This window comes from Aquimonas sp. (genome assembly GCF_044377145.1).
In the GTDB taxonomy this organism is placed as follows: Bacteria; Pseudomonadota; Gammaproteobacteria; order Xanthomonadales; family Xanthomonadaceae; genus Aquimonas.
Genome location: NZ_JBILJQ010000070.1, coordinates 1 through 26,880, shown reverse-complemented (window position 1 = coordinate 26,880; position 26,880 = coordinate 1). Strand labels below are relative to the sequence as shown.

24 protein-coding genes are annotated in these 26,880 nt (G+C 66.9%); 12 read left to right on the top strand and 12 right to left on the bottom strand.

All coding sequences use genetic code 11. The annotated features are described in order from the left end of the window. The first annotated feature begins 183 nt into the window (after nucleotides 1-183). A complete protein-coding gene (locus ACIQ7H_RS17810; RefSeq protein WP_395794002.1) occupies nucleotides 184-705 on the top strand; it encodes a hypothetical protein in 522 nt (173 codons plus the stop codon). Between the two features lie 90 nt (nucleotides 706-795). Here ACIQ7H_RS17810 and ACIQ7H_RS17805 read toward each other — a convergent pair whose 3' ends face one another. Continuing rightward, nucleotides 796-1,437 (bottom strand): TetR/AcrR family transcriptional regulator, encoded by a 642-nt coding sequence (locus ACIQ7H_RS17805; RefSeq protein WP_395794000.1) that lies wholly within the window; start codon nucleotides 1,435-1,437, stop codon nucleotides 796-798. Nucleotides 1,438-1,651: 214 nt separating this feature from the next. Here ACIQ7H_RS17805 and ACIQ7H_RS17800 point away from each other — a divergent pair, with 214 nt between their 5' ends. The 4 genes from ACIQ7H_RS17800 (at nucleotide 1,652) to ACIQ7H_RS17785 (ending at nucleotide 8,061) form a co-directional block, all read left to right on the top strand. Further along, nucleotides 1,652-2,671, top strand: a complete 1,020-nt coding sequence (locus ACIQ7H_RS17800; protein ID WP_395793998.1) for an efflux RND transporter periplasmic adaptor subunit — start codon at nucleotides 1,652-1,654, stop codon at nucleotides 2,669-2,671. A 6-nt stretch (nucleotides 2,672-2,677) separates the two neighbouring features. Next, complete coding sequence (locus ACIQ7H_RS17795; RefSeq protein ID WP_395793996.1) at nucleotides 2,678-5,752, top strand: efflux RND transporter permease subunit; 3,075 nt, start codon at nucleotides 2,678-2,680, stop codon at nucleotides 5,750-5,752. A gap of 196 nt (nucleotides 5,753-5,948) precedes the next feature. Next, entirely contained in the window at nucleotides 5,949-6,602 is a 654-nt protein-coding gene (locus ACIQ7H_RS17790; protein WP_395793994.1) for a protein-L-isoaspartate O-methyltransferase, read from the top strand. A 34-nt stretch (nucleotides 6,603-6,636) separates the two neighbouring features. Then, the gene (locus tag ACIQ7H_RS17785; RefSeq protein WP_395793992.1) at nucleotides 6,637-8,061 is read left to right on the top strand and encodes a TolC family outer membrane protein; all 1,425 of its coding nucleotides are present in this window, start codon (nucleotides 6,637-6,639) and stop codon (nucleotides 8,059-8,061) included. A gap of 98 nt (nucleotides 8,062-8,159) precedes the next feature. Here ACIQ7H_RS17785 and ACIQ7H_RS17780 read toward each other — a convergent pair whose 3' ends face one another. The 6 genes from ACIQ7H_RS17780 to def all read right to left on the bottom strand — a co-directional run bounded on the left by ACIQ7H_RS17780 (nucleotide 8,160) and on the right by def (nucleotide 14,339). Continuing rightward, nucleotides 8,160-8,588 (bottom strand): CBS domain-containing protein, encoded by a 429-nt coding sequence (locus ACIQ7H_RS17780; RefSeq protein WP_395793990.1) that lies wholly within the window; start codon nucleotides 8,586-8,588, stop codon nucleotides 8,160-8,162. Between the two features lie 162 nt (nucleotides 8,589-8,750). Further along, nucleotides 8,751-10,886 carry an ATP-binding protein gene (locus ACIQ7H_RS17775; protein ID WP_395793988.1) on the bottom strand — a complete coding sequence of 712 codons (2,136 nt, stop codon included), beginning with the start codon at nucleotides 10,884-10,886 and terminating at the stop codon, nucleotides 8,751-8,753. Next, nucleotides 10,883-11,533 (bottom strand): DUF4390 domain-containing protein, encoded by a 651-nt coding sequence (locus tag ACIQ7H_RS17770; protein WP_395793986.1) that lies wholly within the window; start codon nucleotides 11,531-11,533, stop codon nucleotides 10,883-10,885. Before ACIQ7H_RS17770 ends, ACIQ7H_RS17775 begins: the two co-directional genes overlap by 4 nt. Further along, the gene (rsmB, locus tag ACIQ7H_RS17765) at nucleotides 11,496-12,821 is read right to left on the bottom strand and encodes a 16S rRNA (cytosine(967)-C(5))-methyltransferase RsmB (RefSeq protein WP_395794004.1); all 1,326 of its coding nucleotides are present in this window, start codon (nucleotides 12,819-12,821) and stop codon (nucleotides 11,496-11,498) included. Before rsmB ends, ACIQ7H_RS17770 begins: the two co-directional genes overlap by 38 nt. Nucleotides 12,822-12,874: 53 nt before the next feature. After that, on the bottom strand, nucleotides 12,875-13,810 hold the full coding sequence (gene fmt, locus ACIQ7H_RS17760) for a methionyl-tRNA formyltransferase (RefSeq protein ID WP_395793984.1): 936 nt from the start codon (nucleotides 13,808-13,810) through the stop codon (nucleotides 12,875-12,877). A gap of 19 nt (nucleotides 13,811-13,829) precedes the next feature. Continuing rightward, on the bottom strand, nucleotides 13,830-14,339 hold the full coding sequence (gene def / locus ACIQ7H_RS17755; RefSeq protein ID WP_395793982.1) for a peptide deformylase: 510 nt from the start codon (nucleotides 14,337-14,339) through the stop codon (nucleotides 13,830-13,832). A 217-nt stretch (nucleotides 14,340-14,556) separates the two neighbouring features. Between def and ACIQ7H_RS17750 the strand changes: the two genes are divergently transcribed. The 6 genes from ACIQ7H_RS17750 (at nucleotide 14,557) to ACIQ7H_RS17725 (ending at nucleotide 23,591) form a co-directional block, all read left to right on the top strand. Further along, nucleotides 14,557-15,708, top strand: coding sequence for a LysM peptidoglycan-binding domain-containing protein (locus ACIQ7H_RS17750; RefSeq protein ID WP_395793980.1), 1,152 nt, complete (start codon nucleotides 14,557-14,559; stop codon nucleotides 15,706-15,708). 18 nt (nucleotides 15,709-15,726) lie between these two features. Next, nucleotides 15,727-16,887, top strand: a complete 1,161-nt coding sequence (gene dprA, locus ACIQ7H_RS17745; RefSeq protein WP_395793978.1) for a DNA-processing protein DprA — start codon at nucleotides 15,727-15,729, stop codon at nucleotides 16,885-16,887. Between the two features lie 35 nt (nucleotides 16,888-16,922). Then, the gene (locus tag ACIQ7H_RS17740; protein ID WP_395793976.1) at nucleotides 16,923-17,399 is read left to right on the top strand and encodes a DUF494 family protein; all 477 of its coding nucleotides are present in this window, start codon (nucleotides 16,923-16,925) and stop codon (nucleotides 17,397-17,399) included. Between the two features lie 258 nt (nucleotides 17,400-17,657). Next, a complete protein-coding gene (locus ACIQ7H_RS17735; RefSeq protein WP_395793974.1) occupies nucleotides 17,658-18,704 on the top strand; it encodes an RDD family protein in 1,047 nt (348 codons plus the stop codon). 198 nt (nucleotides 18,705-18,902) lie between these two features. Further along, nucleotides 18,903-21,419: a DNA topoisomerase I gene (locus ACIQ7H_RS17730; RefSeq protein WP_395793972.1), complete on the top strand. Its 2,517-nt coding sequence runs from the start codon at nucleotides 18,903-18,905 to the stop codon at nucleotides 21,417-21,419. A 492-nt stretch (nucleotides 21,420-21,911) separates the two neighbouring features. Further along, nucleotides 21,912-23,591, top strand: a complete 1,680-nt coding sequence (locus tag ACIQ7H_RS17725; protein WP_395793970.1) for a hypothetical protein — start codon at nucleotides 21,912-21,914, stop codon at nucleotides 23,589-23,591. A 66-nt stretch (nucleotides 23,592-23,657) separates the two neighbouring features. Here the strand turns inward: ACIQ7H_RS17725 and ACIQ7H_RS17720 are convergent, their stop codons facing one another. Next, a complete protein-coding gene (locus ACIQ7H_RS17720; protein ID WP_395793968.1) occupies nucleotides 23,658-24,434 on the bottom strand; it encodes an SDR family oxidoreductase in 777 nt (258 codons plus the stop codon). Nucleotides 24,435-24,501: 67 nt separating this feature from the next. Here ACIQ7H_RS17720 and ACIQ7H_RS17715 point away from each other — a divergent pair, with 67 nt between their 5' ends. After that, complete coding sequence (locus ACIQ7H_RS17715) at nucleotides 24,502-24,834, top strand: hypothetical protein (protein ID WP_395793966.1); 333 nt, start codon at nucleotides 24,502-24,504, stop codon at nucleotides 24,832-24,834. Nucleotides 24,835-24,993: 159 nt separating this feature from the next. Here the strand turns inward: ACIQ7H_RS17715 and ACIQ7H_RS17710 are convergent, their stop codons facing one another. From ACIQ7H_RS17710 to ACIQ7H_RS17695, 4 genes are all read right to left on the bottom strand, one after another. Then, nucleotides 24,994-25,416 (bottom strand): DUF4156 domain-containing protein, encoded by a 423-nt coding sequence (locus ACIQ7H_RS17710; RefSeq protein ID WP_395793965.1) that lies wholly within the window; start codon nucleotides 25,414-25,416, stop codon nucleotides 24,994-24,996. Nucleotides 25,417-25,451: 35 nt separating this feature from the next. Then, entirely contained in the window at nucleotides 25,452-26,012 is a 561-nt protein-coding gene (locus ACIQ7H_RS17705; RefSeq protein ID WP_395793963.1) for a hypothetical protein, read from the bottom strand. Nucleotides 26,013-26,211: 199 nt separating this feature from the next. Next, nucleotides 26,212-26,490: a hypothetical protein gene (locus ACIQ7H_RS17700; RefSeq protein ID WP_395793961.1), complete on the bottom strand. Its 279-nt coding sequence runs from the start codon at nucleotides 26,488-26,490 to the stop codon at nucleotides 26,212-26,214. Next, nucleotides 26,480-26,758 carry a BrnT family toxin gene (locus ACIQ7H_RS17695; RefSeq protein WP_395793959.1) on the bottom strand — a complete coding sequence of 93 codons (279 nt, stop codon included), beginning with the start codon at nucleotides 26,756-26,758 and terminating at the stop codon, nucleotides 26,480-26,482. Before ACIQ7H_RS17695 ends, ACIQ7H_RS17700 begins: the two co-directional genes overlap by 11 nt. Between the last annotated feature and the right edge of the window lie 122 nt (nucleotides 26,759-26,880).

Genomic DNA, 26,880 nt, shown 5'->3' with positions numbered 1-26,880 from the left:
GACTGCCGACCACGCGCAACCGCGACATCGACAGCTTGCTGCCGATCGAGGGCTGGGCGCCGATCTGCAACTGAGGCTCAGCACGGCGAGTGGGGAAGCGGTAGGTGGCTCGGGCGGACGCATACGCTCGCTTTGCGCAGCGCAGCACGAGTCCCGTGCCGCGGGCGCCGCGCCGGAGTTCCGATGGTCAGTTCGCACTCATGTGCTTTGATTGCCGAGTCAGTGATCGCCGAGGTTCCCGCCACGCCCGAGCAACCATTCGTATCCACTCCACTGTTCATCGGTCTGATCGCTGCGGCGCAACGCGCACGCCTGCAGGGTGGCGTGCTTGCCGAGATGGTTGCCATGCATCAGCCGGCACTGCAGAAACTCGAATACGAGGCCAGCACCGACGAACAGGCGCTGGGTCTGTGTGGACGGCTGCTGGGTCTGGTGCTGGATGCCGAGAACGGTGGCGATCTGCACGCCTTGGTACGCCTGCGCCGCGGGCTGAGGCTGGCGGGGGCGTTTCTGCAGCTGCGCAGTGCGGGCCCGGTGCAGGTGGTGGCGCGGCTCAAGTCGGGCGACCCCGATCTGCGCGCACAGCTGGCCGGGCACTGGTTCGATATCGACCTGCGTCCGCGCCGCGCTGCGGTGAGTGCCAAGCGGCTGCGCCTGCGTCTCGGCCAGAACCAGGCCCGGTTCGAGTCCGCTGCTGTCGCCTGAAGGGGCGCTGTCTGCAATGCGCTGCATGCCGACAGCTGAGTGCGCTGATCCATGCACGTGCAGATCAGGCCACGGAGGCATCCGACGGCCTCAAGCGCGCGGAGCGTAGGCGCGCAGGAACAGCTCAAGCACGCTTTCGATGTGCTCGGGGCCTTCACAATCGCTGCCGCACAGCGGGCAGCCGATCAGCTGGCGCATATGCGCCTCGCCCTTGATCAGACAGAAGAAGTGTCCGGCCGCGCGGCGCGGATCGGGCACATCCAGGCTGCCGGCGTGATTGGCTGAGATCAGAAAGGCCTCGAAAGCATCCAGGATCCGACGCGGCCCGACCTCATAGAACAACTCGCCCAGCTTGCCGCTGGATTCGCCCTGGGCCGCCATCATCCGGTAGAACGCGACCGACTCCGGCGACAGGATCAGGCCGTGAAAGCCGCTGGCGATCGCCCGCAGCTGTTCGCGGATCGGCCCTCGGCCCGGTTCGGCGCGGAACACCGCTTCCGGCAGCTGCTCCTCGCATTTCGCCTTGACGGTCTCGGCGAACAGCGTGTCTTTGTCGCTGAAGTGGCTGTAGACGGTGAGCTTGGACACGCCGGCCTCGCCCGCGATCGCGTCCATGCTCACGCCGTCGAAGCCGCGCAGCGGAAACAGGCGTTTGGCGGCGTCGAGAATGGCGGCCCGCTTCTCGGGATCTTTCGGTCGGCCGGGGCCTTTGGGGGTGCGATCTGCGGACATCGGGGCATTCTACCGCCTCCAGCCAATCAAATACTGGACTGTGCAGTATTTTAATTCTAAGCTTCTGGCCACATGGGCTCCGACCCTTCGAACCTGCCTGCGAGTGCGTATGCAAACCCGCCTGACGTCACGCTTGATCCCACTGTTTCCCACCTCTGCTGTGCTCGCCTGCGCGCTCGCCTTGCTGGGCTGTTCGAATACCGAACCCGCAGTCGTGTCCGTGCGTCCGGCGATCGTGGTGCAGCCGACGGCTTCAACCCAGCAGTACGCGGCCTATGCCGGCGAGATCCGCGCACGCCATGAGCCGGCGCTGGCGTTTCGGGTGGCGGGCAAGATCAGCCAACGGCTGGTCGATGTCGGCGACCGCGTGCGCAAGGATCAGCCGCTGGCTGAGCTGGAACCGCAGGACCTCGGCCTGCAGATGGAATCCAGCCGCGCCCAGCGCGCCGCTGCACAATCCGAACTGGAACTGGCGCGCAGCGAGCACGAACGGCAACAGGCACTGAAAGACCGCGGCTTGGCCAGCGCATCGGCGCTGGATACCGCCACCGCCCGGCTCGAATCCGCGCAGGCGCGGCTTGAGGCTGCGCAGGCACAGTTCCAGGTCAGTCGCAATCAGGCCGGCTATGCCGTGCTGCGCGCGCCCGCCGATGGCGTGATCGCCCAGCGCATGGCCGAAGCCGGACAGGTCGTCGCCGCCGGGCAGGCAGTCTTCGTACTGGCCGAGGACGGCGAGCGCGAGGTGTTGATCGCCCTGCCCGAGCAGACCGTTTCATCGGTCGCCATAGGTACCCGGGTGCAAGTGCAGCTGTGGTCGCAGCGCGAGCAGGCGCTGAGCGGGCGCATCCGCGAATTGGCGCCCTCGGCCGACGCCGCCTCCCGCACCTATGCCGCGCGGGTGACGATCGAAGACAGCAATGCTGCGGTCGAACTGGGCCAGAGCGCGCGGGTGTTTTTTGACCGCGGCGAAGCGAGCGCACTGCGCCTGCCGCTGGCGGCGGTGTCCGCCGACGCCGGCGCGCCCTACGTACTGCGCTTTGATCCCGCCACCGGCACCGTGGGGCGAGTTGCGGTGACGCTCGGCGCGTATGCCGAGACTTCGGTTCCAGTGCTGACCGGTTTGAGCAGCACCGACTGGGTGGTGGCCGGGGGCGTGCACCTGCTGCGCGACGGCCAAGCCGTTCGTCCGGTGGATCGGGAGAACCGTCCGCTTCAGCTCGTGGCCGCGCAGTAGTCGCGCATGGACACCTTCAATCTCTCCGCCTGGGCCCTGCGCAACCGCAGTCTGGTCGTCTACGCGATGCTCGGGCTGGCCATACTCGGCATCGTCTCCTACGGCCGCCTCGGCCAGAGTGAGGATCCGCCGTTCACCTTCAAGTTGATGGTGGTGCGCACCCTGTGGCCGGGCGCGTCCGCGGAGGAAGTCTCGCGGCAGATCACCGACCGCATCGAACGCAAGCTGATGGAAACCGGCAACTACGAGTCCATCCGCGCCTATTCGCGGCCGGGTGAGTCGCTGGTGCAGTTCATCGCCAAGGACACGCTGCGCTCGGCGGCGCTGCCGGATGTCTGGTACCAGGTCCGCAAAAAGGTGGGCGACCTGCGTCCCAGCCTGCCCGCGGGCATCGTCGGACCGTTCTTCAACGACGAGTTCGGCGACACCTTCGGCAACATCTATGCGCTGACCGGCGACGGCTTCGACTACGCCGTGCTCAAGGACTACGCCGAACGCATCGAACTCGAGCTCGCGCGAGTGTCGGATGTCGGCAAGATCGAGCTGATCGGGCTGCAGCAGGAGCGCATCTGGATCGAGCTGTCGAATACCAAACTGGCCGCGCTCGGCCTGCCCCTGCGCGAGGTGCAGCGCGCGCTGGACGAACAGAACGCGGTCACCGATGCAAGCTTTGTCGAGACCCCGGAAGAGCGGGTGCGCCTGCGGGTCAGTGGTCGCTTCGAGACCACCGAGGACATCCGCGGATTCGCGCTGCGGGTGGGCAATCGCGACTTCCGCATTGGCGATGTCGCCGAGGTGTTCCGCGGTTTTTCCGATCCGCCCGAACCGCGCATGCGCTTCATGGGCGAGGACGCGATCGGCATTGCGGTCGCGATGAAGCGCGGCGGCGACATTATCCGCTTGGGCGATGCGCTGGAGGCCGAGTTCGAACGCCTGCAGCAGAACCTGCCGATCGGCATGAGCCTGCAGAAGGTGTCGGATCAGCCGGCCGCGGTGCGCGCTTCCATCCGCGAGTTCGTACAGGTGCTGGCCGAGGCGGTGATCATCGTTCTGCTGGTGAGCTTCTTCTCGCTCGGCTTCCGCACCGGTCTGGTGGTGGCGCTGTCGATTCCGCTGGTGCTGGCGATGACCTTCGGCGGCATGTACTACTTCGGCATCGGCCTGCACAAGATCTCGCTCGGCGCGCTGGTGCTGGCGCTGGGCCTGCTGGTGGACGACGCGATCATCGCGGTCGAGATGATGGCGATCAAGATGGAGCAGGGCCTGGACCGGATGCGCGCCGCTGCGTTCGCCTGGACCTCGACTGCGTTTCCGATGCTGACCGGCACCCTGATCACCGCGGCGGGCTTTCTGCCGATCGCCACCGCCAGCTCCAGCACCGGCGAATACACGCGCTCGATCTTCGAAGTGGTGACCCTGGCGCTGATCGTGTCGTGGATTGCGGCGGTGGTGTTCGTGCCCTACCTCGGCGATCGCCTGTTGCCGGACTTCGCCAAGCTGCGCGCGGAGGCCGGCGCGGCGGCCGAGCATGACCCCTACAGCAAGCCGTTCTACCAGCGCTTCCGGCGCATCGTGCGCTGGTGTGTCGAGCGTCGCTTCACCGTGATCGCGGTGACCGCGCTGATCTTTGCCGGCTCGCTGGTCGCGTTCCGGATGGTGCCGCAGCAGTTCTTTCCGGCCTCGGCGCGGCTTGAGCTGATGGTCGACTTCAAACTCTCCGAAGGCAGTTCGTTGGCCGCCACCGAGGCCCAGGCCAAGCGCTTTGAAACCCTGCTGGCCGAGCGCGAGGATGTGCTCAATCACGTCGCCTACATCGGCACCGGCTCGCCGCGCTTCTACCTGCCGCTGGATCAACAGCTGCCGCAGACCAGCTTCGCCCAGTTCGTGTTGCTGATGCCCGATGTCGAGGCGCGCGAAAGCGTCCGCGCCTGGCTGCGGGAGACGCTGCCGCTGCAATTCCCGCAGGTGCGCACCCGCATCACCCGGCTTGAGAACGGGCCGCCTGTGGGCTATCCCGTGCAGTTCCGGGTGTCCGGCGAGCACATCGACCGGGTCCGCGCAATCGCCCACCAGGTGGAAGCCAAGCTCCGTGAGCATCCGGCCTTGGGCAATATCAATCTGGACTGGGAAGAACCCAGCAAGATCGTGCGCCTCGAAATCGACCAGGAGCGCGCCCGTGCGCTCGGCGTGAGCTCGGCCCAGGTCGCGGTGTTTCTGCAGGGCTCGCTGTCGGGTTCGCCGGTCAGCACTCTGCGAGAAGACAACGAGCAGGTCGCGATTCTGCTGCGCGGCCCGGCCGAGGAGCGCGCCAGCCTGTCGATGCTTGGCAGTCTGGCGGTGCCGACCGAGAAGGGTGGCAGCGTCCCGCTGAGCCAGATCGCCCGGCTCGAGTACGGCTTTGAGGACGGCATCATCTGGCACCGCAACCGTCTGCCGACCGTCACCGTGCGCGCCGATATCGCCGACAGCGTGCAGCCGGCCACCGCCGTCGCCGAAATCCTGCCGACCTTGGCCGACATCCGCGCCGAGTTGCCGCCCGGCTACCTGCTTGAAGTCGGCGGCTCGGTCGAAGATTCCAGCCGCGGCTCGCGCTCGATCGCCGCCGGCATGCCCTTGTTTGCCGGTGTGGTGTTCACCCTGCTGATGCTGCAGCTGCGCAGCTTCGGCAACTCGATCATCGTGGTGCTGACTGCGCCGCTGGGCCTGGTCGGGGTGACCCTGTTCCTGCTGCTGTTCGGGCGTCCGTTCGGCTTCGTCGCCATGCTGGGCACGATTGCTCTCGCCGGCATGATCATGCGCAACTCGGTGATTCTGGTCGACCAGATCGAGCACGATCTGAAAGAAGGCGCCTCAGCCGTCGAGGCGATTGTCGAAGCCACGGTGCGCCGTTTCCGCCCGATCGTGCTGACCGCCTTGACCGCGATCCTGGCGATGATCCCGCTGTCCCGCAGCGCCTTCTTCGGGCCGATGGCGGTGGCGATCATGGGCGGTTTGCTGGTGGCGACCCTGCTGACCCTGCTGTTCCTGCCTGCCCTGTACGCCGCCTGGCACCGGGTCGGGCGGGCACCTGCTGCGACCTGATCACTGAGGCCGCCATTGGTCATGATGACTTCCCGCACTGCGTCACACCACGTGCGCTCGGCATTCTGTGGCGCGCAAGGATGCAGGGCCGTGGCCGCCCCACGCCGCCGACTGATTTGGTGGTGTACAAGGCCAGCGCCTACAATTCGCGGTCTTGCGCCCGCCTCACGCGGGCGCCCGCATGCAGGACACCGACATGGCAGTTGATTTCGAACAGGCCCGGTTCGCAATGGTCGAGCAGCAAGTCCGCCCCTGGGAAGTGCTGGACTTCCGCGTCCTTGACGTGATCGGACGGGTCAAGCGCGAGGATTTCGCGCCGACCCGGCATCGAAAGCTGGCCTACGGCGACATGTCGCTGCCGCTGGAACACGGTGAGTTCATGCTCAAACCGGTGGTCGAGGGTCGCATTCTGCAGGCGCTCGACATCGCGCCCGAGCATGAAGTGCTGGAGATCGGCACCGGCTCCGGTTACCTGACCGCCTGCATCGCCCAACTGGCACGGGCTGTCCACAGCATCGACCTGTATGCCGATTTCGTCGACCGTGCCCGCGCGCGCCTGCAGGCGGTCGGGCTGACCAATATCAACCTGCAGCATGCCGATGCGATTGCGTTCCAGCCGGGGCGTCAGTTCGACGCCGTCGCTGTTGGCGGCGCCGTTGCGACCGTGCCGGATCGCTTTCTCGACTGGGTCCGTCCGGGCGGAAAGCTCTTCGTGATCCGTGGTGCAAGCCCGGCCCAGGAGGCCGTGCTGTACACCCGCGCCGAGCACGGCTGGTCGATTGAAAGCCTGTTCGAAACCGATGTTCCTTACCTCCACGGTGCCGAGCCCGTCCAGCATTTCACGCTGTAGGCCGACCCCGCCCTCGCTCGTCAAAGGATCTGCCATGCGCCTGCCTGTACTTCGTCCGCTGTGTTTCGCCTTCGCCCTTGCTGCCGTCGGCAGTGCCAACGCCGCCGACCTGATGCAGGCCTACGAGCTCGCACGCCAGAGTGATCCGCAGCTGGCGGCTGTGGAGATGCAGCGCCTCGCCACCGGCGAAGGCGTCAACCAGAACCGCTCGGCGCTGTTGCCGCAGTTGAGCGGTTCAGCCGGGTTCACCGACAGCACCACCAAGGACAGCAGGTTCGGCCCGGTGCGAAACGCAGATAACAGCTTCGCGTTCGGCAACACCACTACCTACGGCGAGAACCGCGGTCGCAGCTGGCGTCTCGATCTGCAGCAGTCGCTGTACGACCACCGCAACTACACCCGCCTGCGCGCCAGCCGCGCACGCGCCGACGCCGCCGATGCCGATCTTGATGCGGCGATTGATGGCTTGGCGCTGCGCGTGGCGCAGGCCTACTTCACCGCGCTGACCACCGTCGACAGCCTGATCTTCGCGCGCGCCGATGAGCGCGCGGTCAAGCGTCAGCTCGATCAGGCCGAACAGCGCTTCGAGGTCGGCCTGACCGCGATTACCGACGTGCATGAGGCGCGTGCGCGCTACGACGGCTCGCGCGCCAATGCCATCAATGCCGAGAACGCCCTCGACGACGCCCGCGAGGCCCTGGCGGAGCTGACCGGGCAGCAGCTTGCCAATCTGCAGGGGCTCGATGAGAGCTTCGCGCCCGGCATGCCGGAGCCGGCCCAGCTTGAAGCCTGGGTGCAGACCGCACTGGCCGAGAATCCCCTGCTGCGCTCACGTGCACTTGCGCTCGACGCCGCCCAGCAGGACATCATGACCGCACGTTCCGGTCATCTGCCTACGCTGGGCCTCTCGGCCAGCCGCAACGGTGGCGCGGGCTGGGGCGAATCGCTCAGCAGCACGGGCTTGGCTTCTCCCGGCACCACGGACGATCTCGGCAGCTCAATCAGCCTGAACCTCAATGTTCCGCTGTACTCCGGTGGCCTCACCCAGTCGCAGGTGCGGCAGAGCGTCTACAACCGCGACGCCACCGAAGACCGCCTGGAGCAGGAGCGTCGCGCCGTGACCCGGCAGACCCGCAACGCCTACCGCGCCGTGGTTGCTGGCATCTCCGAGATCGAAGCCCGCCGGCAGGCGCTGGTGTCGGCCCGCAGCGCGCTGGAAGCCACCGAGGCCGGCTTCGAGGTTGGCACCCGCACCATCGTTGACGTGCTGCTCTCGCAGCAGGTGCTGACCAGCGCCCAGCGCGACTACTCCAACGCGCGCCACAGCTTCCTGGTCAACGGGCTGTCGCTGAAGCAATCGGCCGGCGTGATCGACATCAAGGACATCGCAGGGGTCAATCGCCTGCTGGTTCGCGACGCCGAAGCCGCGCTCGCCGAGTTCGAGCGCGAGCGCGACTGAATTCGCATCTACACCTTCGATAAAGCTGCGGGGCGCTTCGGCGCCCCGCCTGTTTTCGTGGAACCGAAGAAGTCCCCTGCGAGCGGCCGGTGGCGCGCTCAGCCAGCGATGTACTGCTGCAGCTGTTCGATTTCCTGCTTCTGTTCCTCGATCACCCATTTCAGCAGGTCGCCAATCGAGATCAGACCGACCACTGCGCCATCCTCAAGCACCGGCAGGTGGCGGATCCGCCGCTCAGTGACGATCTGCATGCAGTGGCGCACGTCATCACCCGGACTGACGCTGATCACCGGGCTGGACATCACATCCGACACCGGGGTGTCCTGCGAAGAACGCCCTTTGAGAATCACCTTGCGCGCGTAGTCGCGCTCGGTGGCGATGCCGATCAACTGGTCACCGCGCATCACCAGCACCGACCCGATCCCGTGCTCGGCCATCAGCCTGATCACCTCAAGTACGGGTGTTTCTTGCGCCACGCTGATAACCCGCGCGGCCTTGCCTTCCAGAAGCTGACGAACACTGTGCATCGAGCGGCCCTCCCCGTGATGAACATGTGGGTCGGACTATACGCCGGCTGGCGCGTAAGGCGCCCAGCCGCGCTCATCCCGCAACAAATCGGACCCCGTGCGTGCGGGGAAATTCTGCGGTGCTGGTTGGCACGCGTGGACCGTGCCTTGATGACCGCAACGCTACAGCGGAAGCCGCAGAACGAAACGTGCGCCGCCCTCGCTGCGGCCTTCCGCCAGCAGCTGGCCACCGTGCTCCTCGGCGATCTTGCGCGAGATCGCCAGGCCCAGGCCGGTGCCCTTGGACTTGGTGCTGCGATAGGGCTCGAACCAGTCGGACGAGAAACCCTCAGGCAGGCCGGGGCCATCGTCTTCCACGACCAGGTCAAGCCAGCGTCGGCCGGCGCTGGCGCTGCTGCGGCTCAGCACCCGCAGCCCAAGCACGGGCCGCTCGGCGCTGGCCTCCTGCGCATTCTTGATCAGGTTGTGCAGCACCTGACGCAATCGGCCTGCGTCGGCCTGGGCATGCGGCAGCGCGGGGTCGAGCAGCCGCACCACGCGCAGTCGCGGATCGTGATCGTAGAGTTCAAGCACGTCCTCGGTCAGGGAGTTCACATCGATCGGGCCGAGTTCGAGCTGGGGCGGGCGAGCGTACTCACCAAAAGCGTTGACCAGGGTCTTCAGCGCATCGACCTGGGCGACGATGGTGTGGGTCGCGCGATCAAGCACATCGGCGTCTTCAGCATCCAACCGCGGCAGCACGCGCCGGCGCAAGCGCTCGGCAGACAGCTGGATCGGCGTCAGCGGATTCTTGACCTCATGCGCGAGACGCCGCGCGACCTCGGACCAGGCGGCATCGCGGCGCGCCCGATCGACGCCGGTGGTGTCGTCGATCACCAGCACCTGGCCGCCATCCGGCAGGCTGGCGCCGCGCAGCATCAGCAGGCGCCGCTCGCTGCCCGCTGCCACAGCGAGTTCCTCGCGCCACTCGGGTGCGTGCTCGCGCTGACGCTGCGCAGCCGTGTCGACCAGGCCCCGCAGGGAGGGACAGAGCCGACCCAGCTCGGCCAGCTGCAGCCCTTCAAGTTCAGCGGTGGCGAGGCCGGTGAGTTCAGCCGCCGCCGGGTTGGCGCCACGCAGGCGCAGCTCGCCGTCGAGCACCAGTACCGCTGACGACAGACGCGCCAGCACCGTGGCCAGAAAGGCACGTTGCGTTTCGGTTTCGGCGGCACTTGCCGCCGCTCGCTCGCGGCTGGCCGCAAGATCTGCGGTCATGCGGTTGAAGCTCTCGACCAGAAAGCCGAGCTCGTCGCCGCGCGCAGGCACCTCCAGTTGCTCAAGCCGGCCTTCGGCAATCGCGCGCGTTGCGGCCGCGAGCTTGCCGATCGGCGACACCAGCCGGCGCGCCAGATCGAACGCGATCAGCACCGCCAGAAACACCGACACCAAGGCCACCAGGCTCAGGATCAGCACGAATACAAGCTTCAGCGAGTCGCGCAGGAACAGCGCGCGGCGCGTACCGAAAGCCGCCGCCTCGACCTGATCGCTCAGCTCGACATGGCGCGCCGGCAGGGCGAACAGCGCCTGCAGCAGCAATGCATCACCGCCGAGGTCGAGTTGCTGCAGCACCCGCACATAGCTAGCCTCGCCGAACCGCTCGATGCTCACCCTTGGCGCACCGCCGCCGAGCTGGGCGCGGCTGTCCTGCTCCGGCGGCGACGGCAGCAGCAGGCCCGGGTCAGCCGCTGCGATCTGCTGGATCCGGCTGTCGCTGCCGAACAGCACCAGCTGCGAGGCAGCGGTGGCATCGAGCGCGTCTTCGAGGGCGGCGGCCAGGTCGTAGCTGCGCTCCTGCAGCAGCGCCACGACCTGTGTGCTGCGCTCAACCGCGGCGTCCCGGCGTTCGTCCATCTGGATGCGCGCGAGCTCGAGTGCGCTCTCCATCGCTTCCACGCTGTTGGCACGCAGCCAGGTGTCCACGCTGGCGCTGACGAAGCGCACGCTGAACACGTACACCAGCAGTACCGGCGGCAACGCCAGCACCAGCAGCAGCAGCAGCAGACGCCTCGACAGGCGCGCGCCCGGCTCGCCGCGCTTGAGCTGAGCACGCAGTTTGAGCAGTCGGGCGAGAATCGCCAGCGCCAGCAGAACCACCGCAGCGCCCGCGGCCAGAAACACCCAGGGATAGTAAGCGGCGTAACTGTTGCCGAGGCCCTCGGCGCTGGCCGCCAGATACAGGGTTGAGAACAGCAGCAACAGCAGCCCCAGCGCGACCGCGCCGCCGCCGAGACGGCGCAGCAAATGGCGCGATCGGCTCACTGCTGTTCCATCGCGACAAAGGCCACCGGCGCGGCGTCCAGGCGCCAGTCCTGCAGGCCGATCAGGGCCGGAAACCGCAACGGCGCGGGCAACGAAGACGCCACCAGCGCGAGGCCAACCTCGCCGCCGCAGGCGGCAGCGGCGTCCGACAGCGGTAGCCGCACCTGATCCAGCGCCGCCAGCAGTCCGCTGCGGCGGGCGAAGCGACGGCTGCCGTAGGCCTCCGGCCAGCGCAATTCGAATTCGCCCGCCAGCGGGAAATAGCGCAGCCACAACGGTGTGATCTCGGTGGTCCGGCCGCCACAGGCTCGCACGGTGTAGTCAATGCGCAGGCCGATGCCGTTTGAAAGGGCGTCCAACATCCGCGGGCTGAAGTCGAGCCGCTGCTGGACCTCCAGATGCGGACCCGCCGCGCTGCGCTGCAAGCGCGCCGAGCTGATGCTGGCCTGTGCTTCGGGCCTGGCATCGCAGCCGGCCAGCACGATCAAGCCGGTCAGCAGAGCGGCGGCCGACCGGCCGCGCAGCCAACGCTGGTGCGGAAATCGATCGTCTGCTGCTGCCGATGCGCTCGCGGCGACGCTTGACGCTTGCACAAGCTCCGGGCGCAACTCAGGCGCGCTTGCGCAGGGCAGCGATGAAGAATCCATCGCCGTCCCCATCACCCGGCAAGCGTTGCCGGCCGCGGCCGCTGGCGATGCCGAACTGCTCTGCGAGCGGCACGGGTTCGGCATCGGCATGGGCCGCAAGGAAGCCATCGATCTGGCGCTCGTTCTCGTCTTTCAGCACGGAGCAGGTCGCATAGACTAGTCGCCCGCCCACCGCCAGCAAAGGCCACAGCGCCTGCAGCAAGGCCGCCTGCTGCGCGACCAGCCGGGCGATGTCGTCGGCGCGTCGATGCACCAGGATGTCGGGCTGACGGCGCACCACGCCGCTGCCGCTGCACGGTGCGTCGATCAGGATCCGATCAAAGGCCTGGCGGTTCCACCAGCTGTCGACTTCGGTGGCATCCGCACAGCGCAGTTCGGCCCGCAGACCTAATCGGTCCAGCGTCTGCTGCACGCGCGGCAAACGCCTCGGGTCACTGTCCAACGCCAGCAGATGCGCGCCGCCGGCGGCGATCTGGGCGGCTTTTCCGCCCGGGGCTGCGCAGGCATCCAGCACACGCAGACCGGGGCCGAAATCCAGCGCCTCGACCGCGCCTTGGGCGGCGATGTCCTGCACCAGGAAGTGGCCCGCATCCCAGCCCGGCAGACGGGTCGGATCACCGGCCTCGCGCAGCGCGACGGCACCACGTTCGGTATCGACCTGCTGGACCGTGAGCTCGATCGCCTCGAATCCAGCCAGCACATCGGCCAGACGCGCGCGGGTCGGATTCAGCCGCAGCCACAGCGGCGCCGGCTGCAGATTGGCCAGCAGGATCGCATCGCAGTGCTGCGGCCAATCAGCACGCAACTGCGCCAGCAGCCAGGGTGGGTGCGCGCGCTCGGCTTCCTGCGCCAGCGTCAGCATCGGCAGGCTGGCGCGCTCGCGCAGGAACCGCCGCAGCACCGCGTTGACCAGGCCGACATGGCGCGGAAACCCGAGCACGCGCGCGGCTTCGGCTGTCGCGGCGACCGCTGCGTGTTCGGCCAGGCCCAGATGCTCCAACTGCGCGAGACCGACGTGCAGCAGCATCTGCACCGGCTTGACCTGGCCCGGCAGCGGGCGCTCCATCAGCGTCTGCACCAGCACGCCGTAGCGGACGCGGCGACGCAGCGCGGCGTGGCAGATCGATTCGCACAGGGCGCGGTCGCGGGAATCCTTGAGACCGGGCAGCACCTGCGCCAGCACTGCCTTCAATGAGCGTCCGGCTTCCACTTCAGCCAAAACGCGAGCCGCCGCAGCGCGAGTCGCCGCCCCGGGCGGTGGCGTGCTGGGTCGAGCACTGCCCTCCACAGCGGTGTGGGCCGGGTGTCCCGAGGGCCGCCGCGGGAGCCTGCGCTGAGTGTTCATGCGAGCAGCGGGGAGCGGCGTGCGTTCAAGTAGTCGGCTGCCGACTGCGCGCGACCGCCTTCCCGCTGCACCCGGGTCAGGCGCAGTGCGCCCTCGCCGCAGGCGATATCGATGCCCTGTGCATTTGCCGCCAAGATGCTGCCCGGCGTGGCGCCGACGCGGCCAACAGCGGCTTCGGCCGCATGTACCCGCAGGCGCTCGCCGGCCAGTTCGCAATCGCTGATCGGCCAGGGATCGAACGCCCGCACGCGGCGCTCAAGCTGCGCCGCCGGCAAGCTGAAATCGAGCCGCGATTCGGCCTTGTCGAGTTTGTGGGCGTAGGTCACGCCCTCGCTCGGCTGGGGCTGGGATGTCAGTGCGTCGCCACTGCGCAAGCGGTTCAGGCCTTCCAACAGGACCTGCGCACCGCAGTCGGCCAGCCGATCGTGCAGGCTGCCGCCAGTGTCATCGGCGCGGATCTGCACACCGCGCTGCAACAGCACCGGCCCGGTATCGAGGCCGCGCTCCATCTGCATCAGGCAGATGCCGGTCTCGGTATCGCCGGCTTCGATCGCGCGTTGGATCGGTGCCGCGCCACGCCAGCGGGGCAGCAGGGAGGCGTGCAGGTTCCAACAGCCGAATCGGGGAATGTCCAGCACCGACTGCGGCAGAATCAAGCCGTATGCGACCACGATCAGCAGGTCCGGTTTCAGCTCGGCCAGCCGCGCGCGCTCGGCGGGGTCGCGAAAGTTCAGCGGTTGACGCACTTCAACGCGCGCCGCCTGAGCACGCTGCTTGACCGGGCTCGCCTGCAGCTGGCGCCCACGTCCGGCGGGGCGATCGGGCTGGGTGTAGACCGCCAGCAGCGCGTCCGGCCCCGCCAGCACGCCGTCTAGCGGCGGCACGGCGAACTCCGGTGTCCCGGCGTACACCAGTCGCAAAGCATCGGTCATCGAACGGCTCCGAGGAGTGTCAGGCGCTTTCGCGGCGCTGCTTGGCCAGCTTCTTGCGCACCATCTCGCGCTTCAGCGGCGACAGGTAATCAACGAACACCTTGCCGTCGAGGTGGTCCATTTCGTGCTGGATGCACACGGCCAGCAGCCCGTCAGCCTCAAGGTCGAATGACTTGCCCTGCCGATCCAGCGCACGCACGGTGATCTGATTGGCGCGGGTGACGTCGGCAAAGATGCCGGGGACCGACAGGCAGCCTTCCTGATACACCTGATGACCGTCGCTGTGGATGATCTCGGGGTTGATGAAGACGCGCGGCGCGTTCTTCTCCTCGCTCACGTCCATCACCATGAAGCGCAGATGGCAATCCACCTGGGTCGCGGCCAAGCCGATGCCCGGGGCCTCGTACATGGTCTCGAACATGTCGTCCAGCAACTGCTGGAAGGCCGGTGTGAAGTCGGCCGGCGCTACCAGTCGAGCGCGCGTGCGCAGGCGGGGGTCCGGGAATTCGAGGATGCTCAGCTTGGCCATGGCCGCTACCTTGGGCGCGAGGCGCCTGCAATCAAGGGTTTGAAGGTCGGGCACTATATCAGCGGCGGGCTGAATGCCGATGCGCCCCTTTGCGCTTCAGGACAAGGCGTGACGCAGCGCACAGGCCCGATGCGGAGCACCTGAACAGTTTCTAATCCACAAATCTTTACGCTATAGTGCGGCGAAACCTGCTTGGTAAATCAGGTAGATGGCCGCCATGCTTAAAAAATTCCTTTCGGTTTGCGCCGCAGCTGCACTGACGTTTGCCACCTGCGTGGTAGCGCAAGAGCTGCGTGAAGACCACCCCGACACCTACGTGGTGAAGAAGGGTGACACGCTGTGGGACATCTCGGCGCGCTTCCTCAAGCAGCCATGGCTATGGCCGGAAATCTGGCAGGCCAATCCGCAGATCGAGAATCCGCATCTGATTTATCCGGGCGACGTCATCAGCCTTGCGTATCTGGACGGCCGCCCTCAGCTTGGCGTTGACCGTCGCGATCCGCAGATCCGCCGCGATCGCAGCGAGGCCGTTCGGACCATTCCCTTGCATGAGATAGAGGCTTTCCTCCATCGCGTCCGCGTGCTGGATGAGGAACCGAAGGGTCTGCCCTACGTGCTGGCGATCGAAGAGAACCGCCTGCGCGGCTCCTCAGGTCAGGTTTTCTATGCCCGCGGCGCCGACTTCCAGCCCGGCCAGCGCTGGGCGGTGGTGCGTCCGACGGTTCGCTACACGTCGCACTCGCAGCGTGGCACCGATCAGCGCCAGATTCGCGACACCGACTGGTCGTCCAGTGAAGGTTTGGACGTCCGCACCGCCGACGTCGCCTGGAGCTACTACACCGACTTTGACGGCGGCTCCGAAGTGCTGGGCTGGGAAGTGGTGGACGTCACCACCGCCGAAGTCACCATCGGAGGTGACCCCGCCACCCTGCTGCTCGCTCCGGAAGGTCGTGAAGTGCGCGCCGGTGATCTACTGATGCCGGTCGAGAACCCGGCCTTCGACATCACCTTTATGCCGCGTGCTTCGGGCAATGCCCCGGACAACATGCGGGTGATGGCGGTCACCGACCACTATCGCGTCGGCGGCCCACGCGATGTGGTCGCGCTGTCGGCCGGTGCCCGCGAGGGCATCGAGAACGGCCATGTGTTCGCGCTGTACGCTGAAGGCGAGCGCGTGGTCGACAACATCGCCAACCGCACCAAGCTCACCGCTCAATTCGACTCGCGGAAGGTCAAGCTGCCCGACGAATTCGTCGGCCACGTGATGATCTTCCGCACCTTCGACAAGGTCAGCTATGGCTTGGTGATGGACGCGATCCGCCCGGTCAAGGTCGAGAACATCGCCAAGTTGCCGGACCGTCTGCCCTGAGGGGCTGTGGCGGATCCGATGCTGCGTCCTGAAACCTGGTTTGCCGCACTGCGCGCCCCCATTGCGGGGCGCGTTTTGCGTTCTGCCGCCGAGAATCCCGAGCAGGCCCATGCGCTGGAGTCCGGCAGTGCCGCTGCGCTGCGCGCGCTGGGCATCAGCGAGAACGCGGCGCGTGTCTTTCTGCAACGCGACGCTGCGCGCGAGAACGCCGATCAGGAATGGCTGTCGCGGCCCGGCAACCGCTTGCTGGCCTGGGCCGATCCTGACTACCCCGAACTGCTGCGCGACTCGCCCAACCCGCCTGCCCTGCTCTGCATCAGCGGCGATGCCGGTCTACTGTGGCGGGCGCAGATCGCCATCGTCGGCAGTCGCAATCCCAGCAGCGGCGGCCGCGACACCGCTGCTGCGTTTGCCCGCACATTTGCCTCGTCAGGCTTGCTGGTCACCAGCGGCCTCGCCGACGGCATCGATGCCGCCGCACATGCAGCCGCGCTGGATGCCGGCCAACCCACAGTGGCGGTGGTCGGCACCGGCCCCGATCTCGTCTATCCGGCGCGCAATCGCGCCCTGGCGGAACGCATCCGTGCCGAAGGCTGCATCGTCAGTGAGTTCGCCCCCGGCACCTCGGCGCGCGCCGAGAACTTCCCGCGCCGCAACCGCATCATCGCCGGCCTTGCCCTCGGCACCCTGGTGGTCGAGGCAGCCCTACGCAGCGGCGCATTGATCACCGCGCGCAATGCCAGCGAAGCCGGGCGTGAGGTGTTCGCCATTCCCGGCTCGATCCACAACCCGATGGCGCGTGGCTGCCATCGGCTGATTCGCGAGGGTGCCGGCCTGGTCGAAACCGCTGACGAAGTGGTCGAAGCGCTGGCGCCGGCGGCGCAGCGCCTGGCTGATTCGCTGCGAGCACGCCTGCATTTAATGGACAACGCGGAGACCTTGCGCCCCTCGCCCGCGATGGCGCCCGCGGCAATTCAGACGCCGCCTCCCGAGCCGCAAACCGGCGATCCCGAGTGCCGCCATTTGCTGGCTGCATTGGGCCATGATCCGCTCGGCATGGATCAGCTGGCCGAGCGCACCGGGTTGACCGTGGGAGTGCTGTCCTCCATGCTCCTGCTGCTTGAATTGGAGGGGGCGGTCAGCGTCCAGCACGGCCGCTATACCCGCCGCGCCTCCTGACGCTCATTGCGCGCAGCCGCGCAGGTAGAGGCTGGATGAAAGAGACCTTGCTCGACGTACTGCTCTACCTGTTCGAAAACTACTTCTATGACGATCCGGACGCCGTCCGCGATCGCGACAGCCTGCAGGCCAGCCTGATCCAGGCAGGTTTCAGCCCCGCCGAAGTGAACAAGGCGTTCGACTGGCTCGACGGCTTGGACCAACTGCGCACGCCGCTGCCGGTGGATGTCCGCAACACCGGGCCACTCCGGCTGTATGCAGCACAGGAACAGGCGCGCTTCGATCTGCAGAGCCGCGGTTTTCTGCTGTTTCTGGAGCAGAACGCCATCCTCGACGGCAACCTGCGCGAGCAGGTGATCGATCGCGCCATGGCGCTCGACCAGGACGAACTTGACCTCGATGACCTCAAGTGGGTAGTACTGATGGTGCTGTTCAACCAGCCCGGCCACGAGGCGGCGTTCGCGTGGATGGAAAGCCATATGTTCGCGCTCGACGGCGAAGCGCTGCACTGATCCGGCCGCACCTCGCGCGACGTTCCCGTAGACCACCCTGCTGGCTGTACGACGCTCCACTGCACGTCGCGCTGACACCTCGCGCAGCCTCGTCATCACCGCCCCTGCCTACAGGCCACTCCACTGTGGGGCAGCGCTGCCGACAGGACAGTCCGAAGGGTCGCTCGGGACCATCGGCCGCCGCGTTTTTCTTGACCTTTGTGGCAGCACGGTGAAGCATGCGCCCGCCATCCGGCCGCTTGCAGCACGGGAACTTGCATGAACATGCCCACCAAAGTCTGGTATTTCGTCGACGCACAGGGTCAACAACAGGGGCCTGTCAGCGCAGCGATCATCGCCGGGCATGCGCGCCAGGGTCACTTGCGCAGCGACAGCCTCCTCTGGCGGGAAGGCTTGGACAGCTGGCAAGCACTGTCGCAGCTGCGTGCAGAGTTGAACATCGCTGACCCTTCGGCCGGTGTGCCGCAGCCCGCGCTTCCGCCGAGCCCACCCAGTGCCACGCCTGCGCAGCCCTACGCCGCCGCAGCTGCCTCGCCGTACGCCCCGCCCAGCGCGCGACTGCAGTCCACCGACAAGTGGAGCGCAATGGATGGCCAGGACGTTGTCTACGCCGGGTTCCTGCGCCGTTGGGCCGCCTTCTTCATTGACAGCCTCGTGGTGGGCGTCTGCTTCTACGCCATCGCAATGGTGCTGAGCGTTTTCATGGCCGTTGGCGTGGCCGGACTTGCTGGCAGCGACGGTTCGGGCGCAGTGGCCATGGGCCTGGTGTTCGGCATCTACGTCGTCTATTTCGTGCTCGCAGGCCTGTACTACGCGCTGATGGAGAGCTCGGTCAACCAGGCCACCCTGGGCAAGATGGCGCTCGGCATCAAGGTCACCGACCTGCAGGGCCGCCGGCTGAGCGTCGCCCAGGCCTTCGGTCGCTGGTTCTCCGCGCTCTTGTCCTATCTGATCCTGTGGATCGGCTTCCTGATGGCCGCATTCACCGAGCAGAAGCGCGCCCTGCACGACTACATCGCCGGCACCCTGGTGGTGGATCGCTGGGCCTATACCGAGTTTCCCGAGCGCCAGCAGCGCAGCCCGCACGGCTGTCTGATCGCCTTCGTGATCGTGATGGGCTTGATCATGGTCACCGCTGTCGTCGGCATTCTGGCGGCGATCGCGATCCCGGCTTACCGGGACTACGTGGATCGCGCGGGTCGGCGCAGTTCGATGGCGCCCGCCGCGATCGAGCAGCCGTTCATCGCCAGCGCGGACCCGTCGCTGCCGGGCGCGGACCGGCTCTGGCTGCCGCCGCGGGCTTGACTTCCGCCAAGCCGCTGTGGTGACACTGGAATAAGACGTGCATCCGCGAAAGGCGGAAGGCGCGGTCGGGCAGTCGCCGAGTGCGCGCCCCGCGGCGCTCACATTCTCTACAGCCCATCCGGGCTGACGATCTCGCTAGAACACTTCGGGCCTCCGGCGTCGTAAACGACGCGCCGCGCTGCCCCTGACTGGAATCGCATGGCCAAGAATCTGCTCATCGTCGAATCGCCTGCCAAGGCCAAGACGATCAACAAGTACCTCGGCAAGGACTTTCATGTCCTCGCCTCCTACGGTCACGTGCGTGATCTGGTGCCGAAGGAAGGCGCGGTCGACCCCGAACGCGACTTCGCGATGCGCTATGAGCTGATCGAGCGCAACGAGCGACATGTCGAAGCAATCGCCAAGGCTGCGAAATCCGCCGATGCCCTGTTTCTCGCGACCGATCCGGACCGCGAGGGTGAGGCGATCAGCTGGCACATTGCCGAGGTGCTGCGTGAGCGCGGCCTGCTGAAGGACAAAACGCTGCAGCGAGTGGTGTTCACCGAAATCACTCCGCGCGCCATCAAAGAGGCGATGTCGAAGCCGCGCGCGGTGTCGGAGAACCTGGTCAATGCCCAGCAGGCGCGGCGCGCACTCGACTATCTGGTCGGCTTCAACCTGTCGCCGGTGTTGTGGCGCAAGGTGCAGCGCGGGTTGTCTGCCGGCCGCGTGCAGAGCCCCGCCCTGCGCATGATCGTCGAGCGCGAGGAAGAGATCGAAGCCTTCGTCGCCCGCGAGTACTGGACCGCCGAGGCCCAGCTGGCGCATGCGGTCACGCCGTTCAACGCCAAGCTGGTCAAGCTCGACGGCAAGAAGTTCGAACAGTTCGATCTCACCAATGCCGCTGACGCCGAGGCCGCGCGCGCGCGCTTGGTCGCCGCGGCCGGCGATGCCTTGCACGTGTCCGATGTGCAGAGCCGCGAGCGCAAGCGTCGCCCGGCGCCGCCCTTCATCACTTCGACCCTGCAGCAGGAGGCCGCGCGCAAGCTTGGTTTCTCCACCAGCCGCACCATGCGGGTGGCGCAGAAGCTGTACGAGGGCGTGAGCCTCGGTGAGCAGGGCACGGTCGGTCTGATCAGCTACATGCGTACCGACTCCACCCACCTGTCGCAGGAAGCGGTGGCCGAACTGCGTGAAGTCATTGCCCGCGACTTCGGCCAGGGTGCACTGCCCGCCGCGGCAAACGAGTACCGCACCAAGTCGAAGAACGCGCAGGAAGCCCATGAGGCGATCCGCCCGACCTCGGCCAAGCTGACCCCGAAGTCGGTCGCCGCGCATTTGAACCCCGACGAACAGAAACTCTATGAGCTGATCTGGAAGCGCGCGGTCGCCTGCCAGATGGTGCCGGCCACCATGAACACGGTCAGCGTCGAGCTGGCCGCGGGCCGTGACAACGGCTTCCGCGCCACCGGCACCACCATCATCGATCCCGGCTTCCTGGCCGTGTACGAAGAAGGCACCGACCAGAAGGCCGCGGATGCCGACGACGAAGGCCGCAAGCTGCCGGCGATGAAGCCGGGCGACATCGTGCCGCTGACCGCCATCGTCATCGACCAGCACTTCACCGAGCCGCCGCCGCGCTTCTCCGAAGCCAGCCTGGTCAAGACGCTGGAGGAGTACGGCATCGGCCGCCCGTCGACGTATGCCAGCATCATCCAGACCCTGCTCGCACGCGAATACGTCATGTTGGATAACCGGCGGTTCCGTCCGTCCGATGTCGGCCGCGCGGTGGCGAAGTTTCTGTCCGGCCATTTCGCCCGCTACGTCGACTACGACTTCACCGCCAAACTCGAGGACGAGCTCGATGCGGTGTCACGCGGCGAAGAGGACTGGCTGCCCCTGCTGGAGCGCTTCTGGAAGCCGTTCAAGACGCTGATCGACGACAAAATCGAATCGGTCGACCGCAGCGACGCTACCGGCGCGCGCGTGCTCGGCAACGATCCGAGAACCGGCCTGCCGGTCAGCGTGCGGCTGGGGCGGTTCGGACCCTTCGCCCAGATCGGCAGCAAGGAAGACGAGGACAAACCGCGCTTCGCCTCGTTGCGCCCCGGCCAGAGCATGCACACGCTGAGCCTGCAGGAAGCGCTCGACCTGTTCCGCCTGCCGCGCACGCTCGGCACACACGAAGGCGAGGAGGTCACCGTCGGCGTCGGCCGCTTCGGCCCCTTCGTCAAGATCGGCAGCATCTATGCATCCTTGAAGACCGAGGATGATCCCTACGAGATCGACTTGGCCCGGGCGTTGGCGCTGGTGCAGGAAAAGGCCGAAGCCGCGGCCAACCGGCTGATCAAGAAGTTCGACGGCAGCGCGATCGAAGTCGTCAACGGCCGCTACGGGCCCTACGTCACCGACGGCGAGAAGAACGGCAAGATCCCGAAAGATGTCGAGCCGACTTCGCTGAGCCTGGCCGACTGCGAGGCGATCATGGCCACGGCACCGGCACGTGGTGCCAAGCGCGGCAGCGGCCGTGGTGCGGCCCGCGGCGGCGCACGCAAGGCCGGCCCCGAGAAGATCGCGGCGGCCAAGGCACCGGCGAAGAAGGTTGTCGCCAAGAAAGCGGCGGCCAAAAAAGCACCCGCCAAGAAGGCCGCGGCGAAGAAGGCCCCGGCCAAGAAAGCAGCGGCCAAGAAGACGGCCGCGAAGTCGGTGGCAGTCAACGAGGCGCCGCCGTTCTGAGCTGACGCGCAGCCGCCAGCGTTCGCTGGTGCTGCGCATGCTTCGTTCCGTGCGCCCCTGTCTGCGCCTGTCGCCGATCGGTCGTCGCGTCGAGCGCCCGTCGCGCAGACTCGGCCCTTGAAGGCACTGGCTCCGACCCAGAAGCTCAAGGGCAGTGGACGCTGAGCCTCATCGCGCGCTTGTGCACCTCGTGCGCTCCGCAGAAGCGATTGCAGCTGATCATTCACGGCCCGAACGCATCGGTCCGTGATGGCGCCATCGGCTTCGAGCATTCATGCTGCGGGGCGATGTTGCTTTCCGCGGATAGGCTCGCCTCCCACAGTGCGACCGGGCACCACGAGCAGACACTGCCGCGGGCCCTCGAGCGAATCGCCCATGTCACCCGTAGTCAGCGCTCAGAACTCCGCCCGTGCAGCGTGCAGACTCGATGCGGAATCTGGCGCATTGCAAGCCTCTGCTACCATCCACGCCGATCTCACTTGGGAGTCATCGATGCGCCTGCGCCCTGTTCTGGTTTCCGCGATTCTGTTGAGCCTCGTGGCCTGTGGCCGCGACGCGGGCCCACTGCCGCCGCTGGGCTACGCGCCCGCGGATACCCCCTATGTGATGGGCGCCATCGAAGGAATGGCCGAGGCCGACGTGCGCGCTTGGTTGAGCAAAACCGATGATGTGCCCGCCCTGTATGTCGACCTGCTGGCACCGGCGATCGCCGAGCTCGAAACCAAACCGCCCGACGAAGCCAAGGCGCTGCCGATGCTGCGCGCGCTGAACGCTGAGTTCGACGGCAAGACCAGCACCCAGATCGTTGCCGATTGGGGCCTGTCCACCACCGCACGTTCGGCGCTGTTCGGGATCGACCTGGTCCCGGTGCTGCGGGTGGAATTGGCCGACTCCGAGAAATTCCGCGCCGGCGTGGAGCGTGTCGCCGCGGCAGCGGGAACCAGCCTGTCGAAGGCGCGCATCGACGCATTGGACTACTGGTACTTCCAGCCGGACGACGCACCGCTGCGCCTGTTGCTGGCACTGCACGAAGGCCAGCTGGTCGCCAGCATCGCCCCGGCAGGCGCCGACGAGAGCCTGCTGCGCCGACTGCTGGGCCTGGAGCTGCCGGCCGACAGCCTGCTGGATGCCGGCACGCTGCAAAACTTGAACAAACGCTTGGGCTATGTCCCCCAAGGGTCTGGCTATCTCGACCACGCGCGCTTGTTCGAGCTGGTCGCGCAGCCGATGTCGGCCAACCAGTCCGCCTTCCTCAAAGCGCTCAAGATCACCCCCGAGCCGCTCAGTGAGGCCTGTCTCGCCGAAGGTCGCGAGCTGACCAAGCAGTGGCCGCGGACAGCGATGGGCTACACCCGCCTGGACCAGCAGGTGCAGTCGATGCGTCTGGTGGTGGAAACCCCACCGTCAGTGAGCACGGACCTGCGCACGCTGCTGGCACCTACGCCCGGGCTGGCCCAAGGCGGCACGTCACTGGCCAACTTCTCCTTTGCGCTCAAGGTCGATGCGCTGCCGCAACTGGCCAGCAAGTGGGCCAGTGCGGTCGAGGCCAAGCCCTGGACCTGCGAGATGCTGCAGCCGCTCAATGCGAGCTTCGCGCAAATGCGCGACGGCCTGGCCAACCCTGCTGTCTATGCCGTCGGCCCCGCCGCCAACAGCGTGCACGTGATGCTGTCCAAACTGGTGCTGCCCAAGGACGAAGACGGCGAACCCGAATTCGCCGGCACCCTGCTGATCGGCTCGCCCAATCCGCAGGGACTGGTGGCGATGGCGCGCAATTTTGTGCCGCAGCTGTCGGAGCTGAAGCTCGAACTCGATGCCGAGCCGGTGGCCCTGCCCACCCTGCCGGATTCACCGGTGGAGCTGGAGCTGTTCGGTGCTGCCAGCGCCAATGTACTGGGCATTGCTGTGGGCGCCAGCGAGCGCGACGGCCTGCGGGCCGCGATGACAGTCGACGCGACCGGCCCGCAGCCGATCATGCAGGGCGGCTACCAGGGCAAGTTCTACGCGGACGTGATGCGCCAGATGGCCGAGCGGGCCGCGCAGGAAGATCCGAATGCGCCCGACATGCAGGCGATGTTCGATCTCTACGAGCGGTTTATCGCCCGCACCGAAACCCGGCTCCTGTTCACCGAAGCGGGCATCGAGCTGATCAGCAGCAACGAGATGCCCTGAAGACAGCGCCGGTGTGCCGCGAGTGTCTGTACTCGCGGCACGCTCGCCGATCATCGTCAGCCGCGTCTAGAACCCGTACTGGCTGAAGCCACCGTCCACTGCTATGCACTGGCCGGTGATGTAGCTGGCCGCAGGCAGGCACAGAAACGCCACCGCGGCGGCGACCTCCTCCGGCTCACCAACCCGGCGCATCGGCGTGCGCTCGATCACTTCGTCGAAGTAGTCAGGATCGGCCAGCTTGGGCGAAGTGCGACGGGTGCGGATGTACCAGGGCGCGACGGTGTTGACGCGAATACCGTCAGCGGCCCACTCGCAGGCGAGGTTGCGCGACAGCTGGTGCACGGCGGCCTTGCTCATGCCGTAGGGAGCGCCGGTGCGCACATGGTTCAGGCCCGAAACAGACCCGATGTTGACGATGCTGGCCTGGCCGTGTTGCCGCAGCAGCGGGTACGCCAGCCGACACAGGTCGAAGGGCGCCGCCAGGTTCAACTCGATGATCGCCCGCCACTGCGCGTCCTCATAGTCGACCGCCGCGCGGCTGTCATTGGTGCCGGCGTTGTTGACCAGCACCGACAATCCCTCGCCGCGGTCCTCGATCCAGTCCAACAGCGCGATGCGGCCATCGGTGTCGGCCAGATCCGCCGCGAACACGGCGCAGTCCAGGCCCGGGAGATCGTCTTCCAGTTCGGCCTGGACCGCGTCGAGCCGATCCGACTCGCGCGCGACCAGCCGCAAGGCAGCACCGAGGCTGCCCAGCTCGCGGGCGATTGCCAGCCCGATGCCCCAGCTGGCACCGGTCACCAGCGCGACCTGACCATCCAGGCGCCAGCGGGAAAGGCTCATGCGAATTCTCCAGTCTGCGTGCGTGGGCATAATCGCAGGCCCAGCCGCCTTGCGAGAACCCAGCCTGATGAAATCCGAACGCCACGCCGCCGCCCTGCTCTCCAGCATGCTGCTGGCTGCCTGCGCGGTCGACGCACCCGCGCCGGACTGCAGCGCCTCAGCGCAGTGGCGCGCCGGTCAGGCTGACACCGCACTGGATCCCCGCTGCAGCAGCGACGACGCCCGTCAGGCGCATACGCTGGGTGCCGAACTGGCGCGCCTGCGCGCCGAGTTCGATGCGGTCGGTCTGCAGCTCAAAAGCACCGATGCGGCGAGTGCCGGCGCACTGACGCGACGCCAGCGCCAGCTGCAGATCGATATCGAAGCCATCGAGGGCGTGGCCAAGGTGCAGAGCTGGTAAGCCCCGCGTTCGGACGGAGCCCGCCGCAGACTGCGCGGTCAGCGTAGTCATCCCGATATCGGATGCGGGGCCTACGCTCGAAGGCAAGCGACGATGGCGTCAGCGCTGCTTGAGCCGCCTGTTGAACCGGCGAACCTGTCCAACAGGCGATGCCCGCGCTCAGTCGCCGAGCGGGATCACTTCCACATCTTCGAAGCTCGAGGATTCCGGCTGCGCAGGGCTGCGTTGCGCAGCTGCGCGCTGCGGTGCCGCGCTGCCGCAGCGCCAGGTGCCGAAACGCTGTTCGCCATTGAGCGGCTCCGACAGCGGCTTCAGCGTATCGCCCTCACCGCCGGCGGCCTGATTGCGCGCCAGGGTTTCCAACTCGTCGCGCACCTTCAGCGCACTGCGGTCCACGAAACCGACGCGGTCGCGCACGCTGACGCTGATCTCGCTGAGCATGCGGCCGCAGCTACCCATCTCAGCCGCGGCGTCAACCACGCGGATCGCCTTGGCCTCCGGCTCGATCTTGACCCAGGTGCAGGCGGGCAGAACGGCAGCCAGCGCAACAGCGGTGGCAACAGCGCGAACGAAAGTACGCATCGGGTAGATCTCCGGATTCATGGGCGGCCGCAAGTCTAGCAAGCGGGTCCGGGCGTGCCTGTGGGCCGGGCTGCGGCAGACAGAGGGCGTTCAAGCGGGGGCAGCGGCCGAACCGTTGCCGCAGTCCAGCGCAACCGGACCCGAGGGCTACTCGAGTTTCGCCGGGAACTGGAGGATTTGGGTGCTGGGGCGTCGAACTCGTCGGGGAAGCGGACAACGATGGCCTCGTAGCTGAGGTCCATGCGGTCGATGTCCTCCAGTTCGCGGTACGCCTTGGAGGGGCGTGGATTCAACACCATGCGTTCGGCGGGGTGCAGCGGGCCGGGTTTGCGGAGCATCTTGCGTGTGCGATTGGCGTGGCACTTACGCCTTAGCACTCGGGTCTGCTCCTGCTCGTACAGATAGATAGCAACGGCGATCGCCCGAGCCGCGGGGCTGTTGTAGCCCTCTTCGCGTGCCCGCAAATCCAGGCCCCGAAGATGGGTCTGCTCGGCAAGCTCAGGCTGACCAAGCCGACGTGCGTTGGCTGCAAGATTGCGGGCCTCGGCTGCGGTGCTCAGCTTGGCGAAGCGCTTCTCGATTTCTTCGGGCGTCACGGCTTTCCCCGGTGTTGAACACTGAGTGTGGATAGCCCATGACGACGAGTGACCGCAAGGGTCCAGGAGCCTGATGCAGCTCAAACCACCGAAGGCTCACCAAGGCGCAGCGGCGTATCGATTTTGTCGCGTCAGCTCAATGGAAGCCGACTTATCGGCATCTTTCACGCCTCCGCGGGATGGTGCTTTCGGCGGCACCTCAAGCGACGTCGCGCGATGCCTGTTCAATCAGCTCCGCGGGCACGCCGCGCTTTCGCAGCGCTTCAGCCAGGCGGGCGGCAGGGCCGAGCAGGTGGGTGGCTTCGTCGCGTCGCAGGCCTTCGCTGACATAGGCTTTCAGCAGCGCCTGATAGCCGCTCAGGCCCTTCAGCGGCGCCAGCGTTTTCAAGGAATCGACCACGTCCTGCGGCATGCGCAGCGTCACCGAGACCATCGGCCGGTCTTTAACGAGTCGGTTCTTGAGCTTGTCAGGAATCATAGGTCTGTCGCTCCGTGGGGGTGGCCTTGCGGGCCGAGAAGATGCGGATGCAGTCGCCCTCAATGATCCGGTGCACAACAAACAGCAGACGCCCCAGAGCGTCAAAGCCGACTAACGCATCGCGCGGCTCCTGGTTTCGTTCGGCTTCGACAAGGCGCAGGAAGGGGTCGAAGAAGGCTTCGGCCGCCTGCTCGAAGCTGACGCCGTGTTTGTGTTGGTTGCGCTGGGCGTTGGCGGCAGCCCAGACAGAGGCGACGCCATCGCCCACATGTCGGTAAGCGTCCGCCCACCTCACCTACCTTCCTTACCTGATTCTCCCGACCGTCTCCGGTTTCCCCAACGGAGGACCGGTCGATGGCGTGTTCGGAGGCGTGGCGGTGGCGGGCGCAT

Excerpts from the sequence above, each read along its gene's own strand:
- ACIQ7H_RS17715 (WP_395793966.1), top strand. The coding sequence starts at position 24,502 with ATGAAATCCGAACGCCACGCCGCCGCCCTGCTCTCCAGCATGCTGCTG.
- ACIQ7H_RS17725 (WP_395793970.1), top strand. The coding sequence starts at position 21,912 with ATGCGCCTGCGCCCTGTTCTGGTTTCCGCGATTCTGTTGAGCCTCGTG.
- ACIQ7H_RS17710 (WP_395793965.1), bottom strand. The coding sequence starts at position 25,416 with ATGCGTACTTTCGTTCGCGCTGTTGCCACCGCTGTTGCGCTGGCTGCC.
- ACIQ7H_RS17700 (WP_395793961.1), bottom strand. The coding sequence starts at position 26,490 with ATGATTCCTGACAAGCTCAAGAACCGACTCGTTAAAGACCGGCCGATG.
- ACIQ7H_RS17790 (WP_395793994.1), top strand. The coding sequence starts at position 5,949 with ATGGCAGTTGATTTCGAACAGGCCCGGTTCGCAATGGTCGAGCAGCAA.
- ACIQ7H_RS17720 (WP_395793968.1), bottom strand. The coding sequence starts at position 24,434 with ATGAGCCTTTCCCGCTGGCGCCTGGATGGTCAGGTCGCGCTGGTGACC.
- ACIQ7H_RS17795 (WP_395793996.1), top strand. The coding sequence starts at position 2,678 with ATGGACACCTTCAATCTCTCCGCCTGGGCCCTGCGCAACCGCAGTCTG.
- ACIQ7H_RS17740 (WP_395793976.1), top strand. The coding sequence starts at position 16,923 with ATGAAAGAGACCTTGCTCGACGTACTGCTCTACCTGTTCGAAAACTAC.
- dprA (WP_395793978.1), top strand. The coding sequence starts at position 15,727 with ATGCTGCGTCCTGAAACCTGGTTTGCCGCACTGCGCGCCCCCATTGCG.
- ACIQ7H_RS17785 (WP_395793992.1), top strand. The coding sequence starts at position 6,637 with ATGCGCCTGCCTGTACTTCGTCCGCTGTGTTTCGCCTTCGCCCTTGCT.
- ACIQ7H_RS17810 (WP_395794002.1), top strand. The coding sequence starts at position 184 with ATGGTCAGTTCGCACTCATGTGCTTTGATTGCCGAGTCAGTGATCGCC.
- ACIQ7H_RS17730 (WP_395793972.1), top strand. The coding sequence starts at position 18,903 with ATGGCCAAGAATCTGCTCATCGTCGAATCGCCTGCCAAGGCCAAGACG.
- fmt (WP_395793984.1), bottom strand. The coding sequence starts at position 13,810 with ATGACCGATGCTTTGCGACTGGTGTACGCCGGGACACCGGAGTTCGCC.
- ACIQ7H_RS17770 (WP_395793986.1), bottom strand. The coding sequence starts at position 11,533 with ATGGATTCTTCATCGCTGCCCTGCGCAAGCGCGCCTGAGTTGCGCCCG.
- ACIQ7H_RS17735 (WP_395793974.1), top strand. The coding sequence starts at position 17,658 with ATGAACATGCCCACCAAAGTCTGGTATTTCGTCGACGCACAGGGTCAA.
- ACIQ7H_RS17805 (WP_395794000.1), bottom strand. The coding sequence starts at position 1,437 with ATGTCCGCAGATCGCACCCCCAAAGGCCCCGGCCGACCGAAAGATCCC.
- ACIQ7H_RS17780 (WP_395793990.1), bottom strand. The coding sequence starts at position 8,588 with ATGCACAGTGTTCGTCAGCTTCTGGAAGGCAAGGCCGCGCGGGTTATC.
- ACIQ7H_RS17750 (WP_395793980.1), top strand. The coding sequence starts at position 14,557 with ATGCTTAAAAAATTCCTTTCGGTTTGCGCCGCAGCTGCACTGACGTTT.
- def (WP_395793982.1), bottom strand. The coding sequence starts at position 14,339 with ATGGCCAAGCTGAGCATCCTCGAATTCCCGGACCCCCGCCTGCGCACG.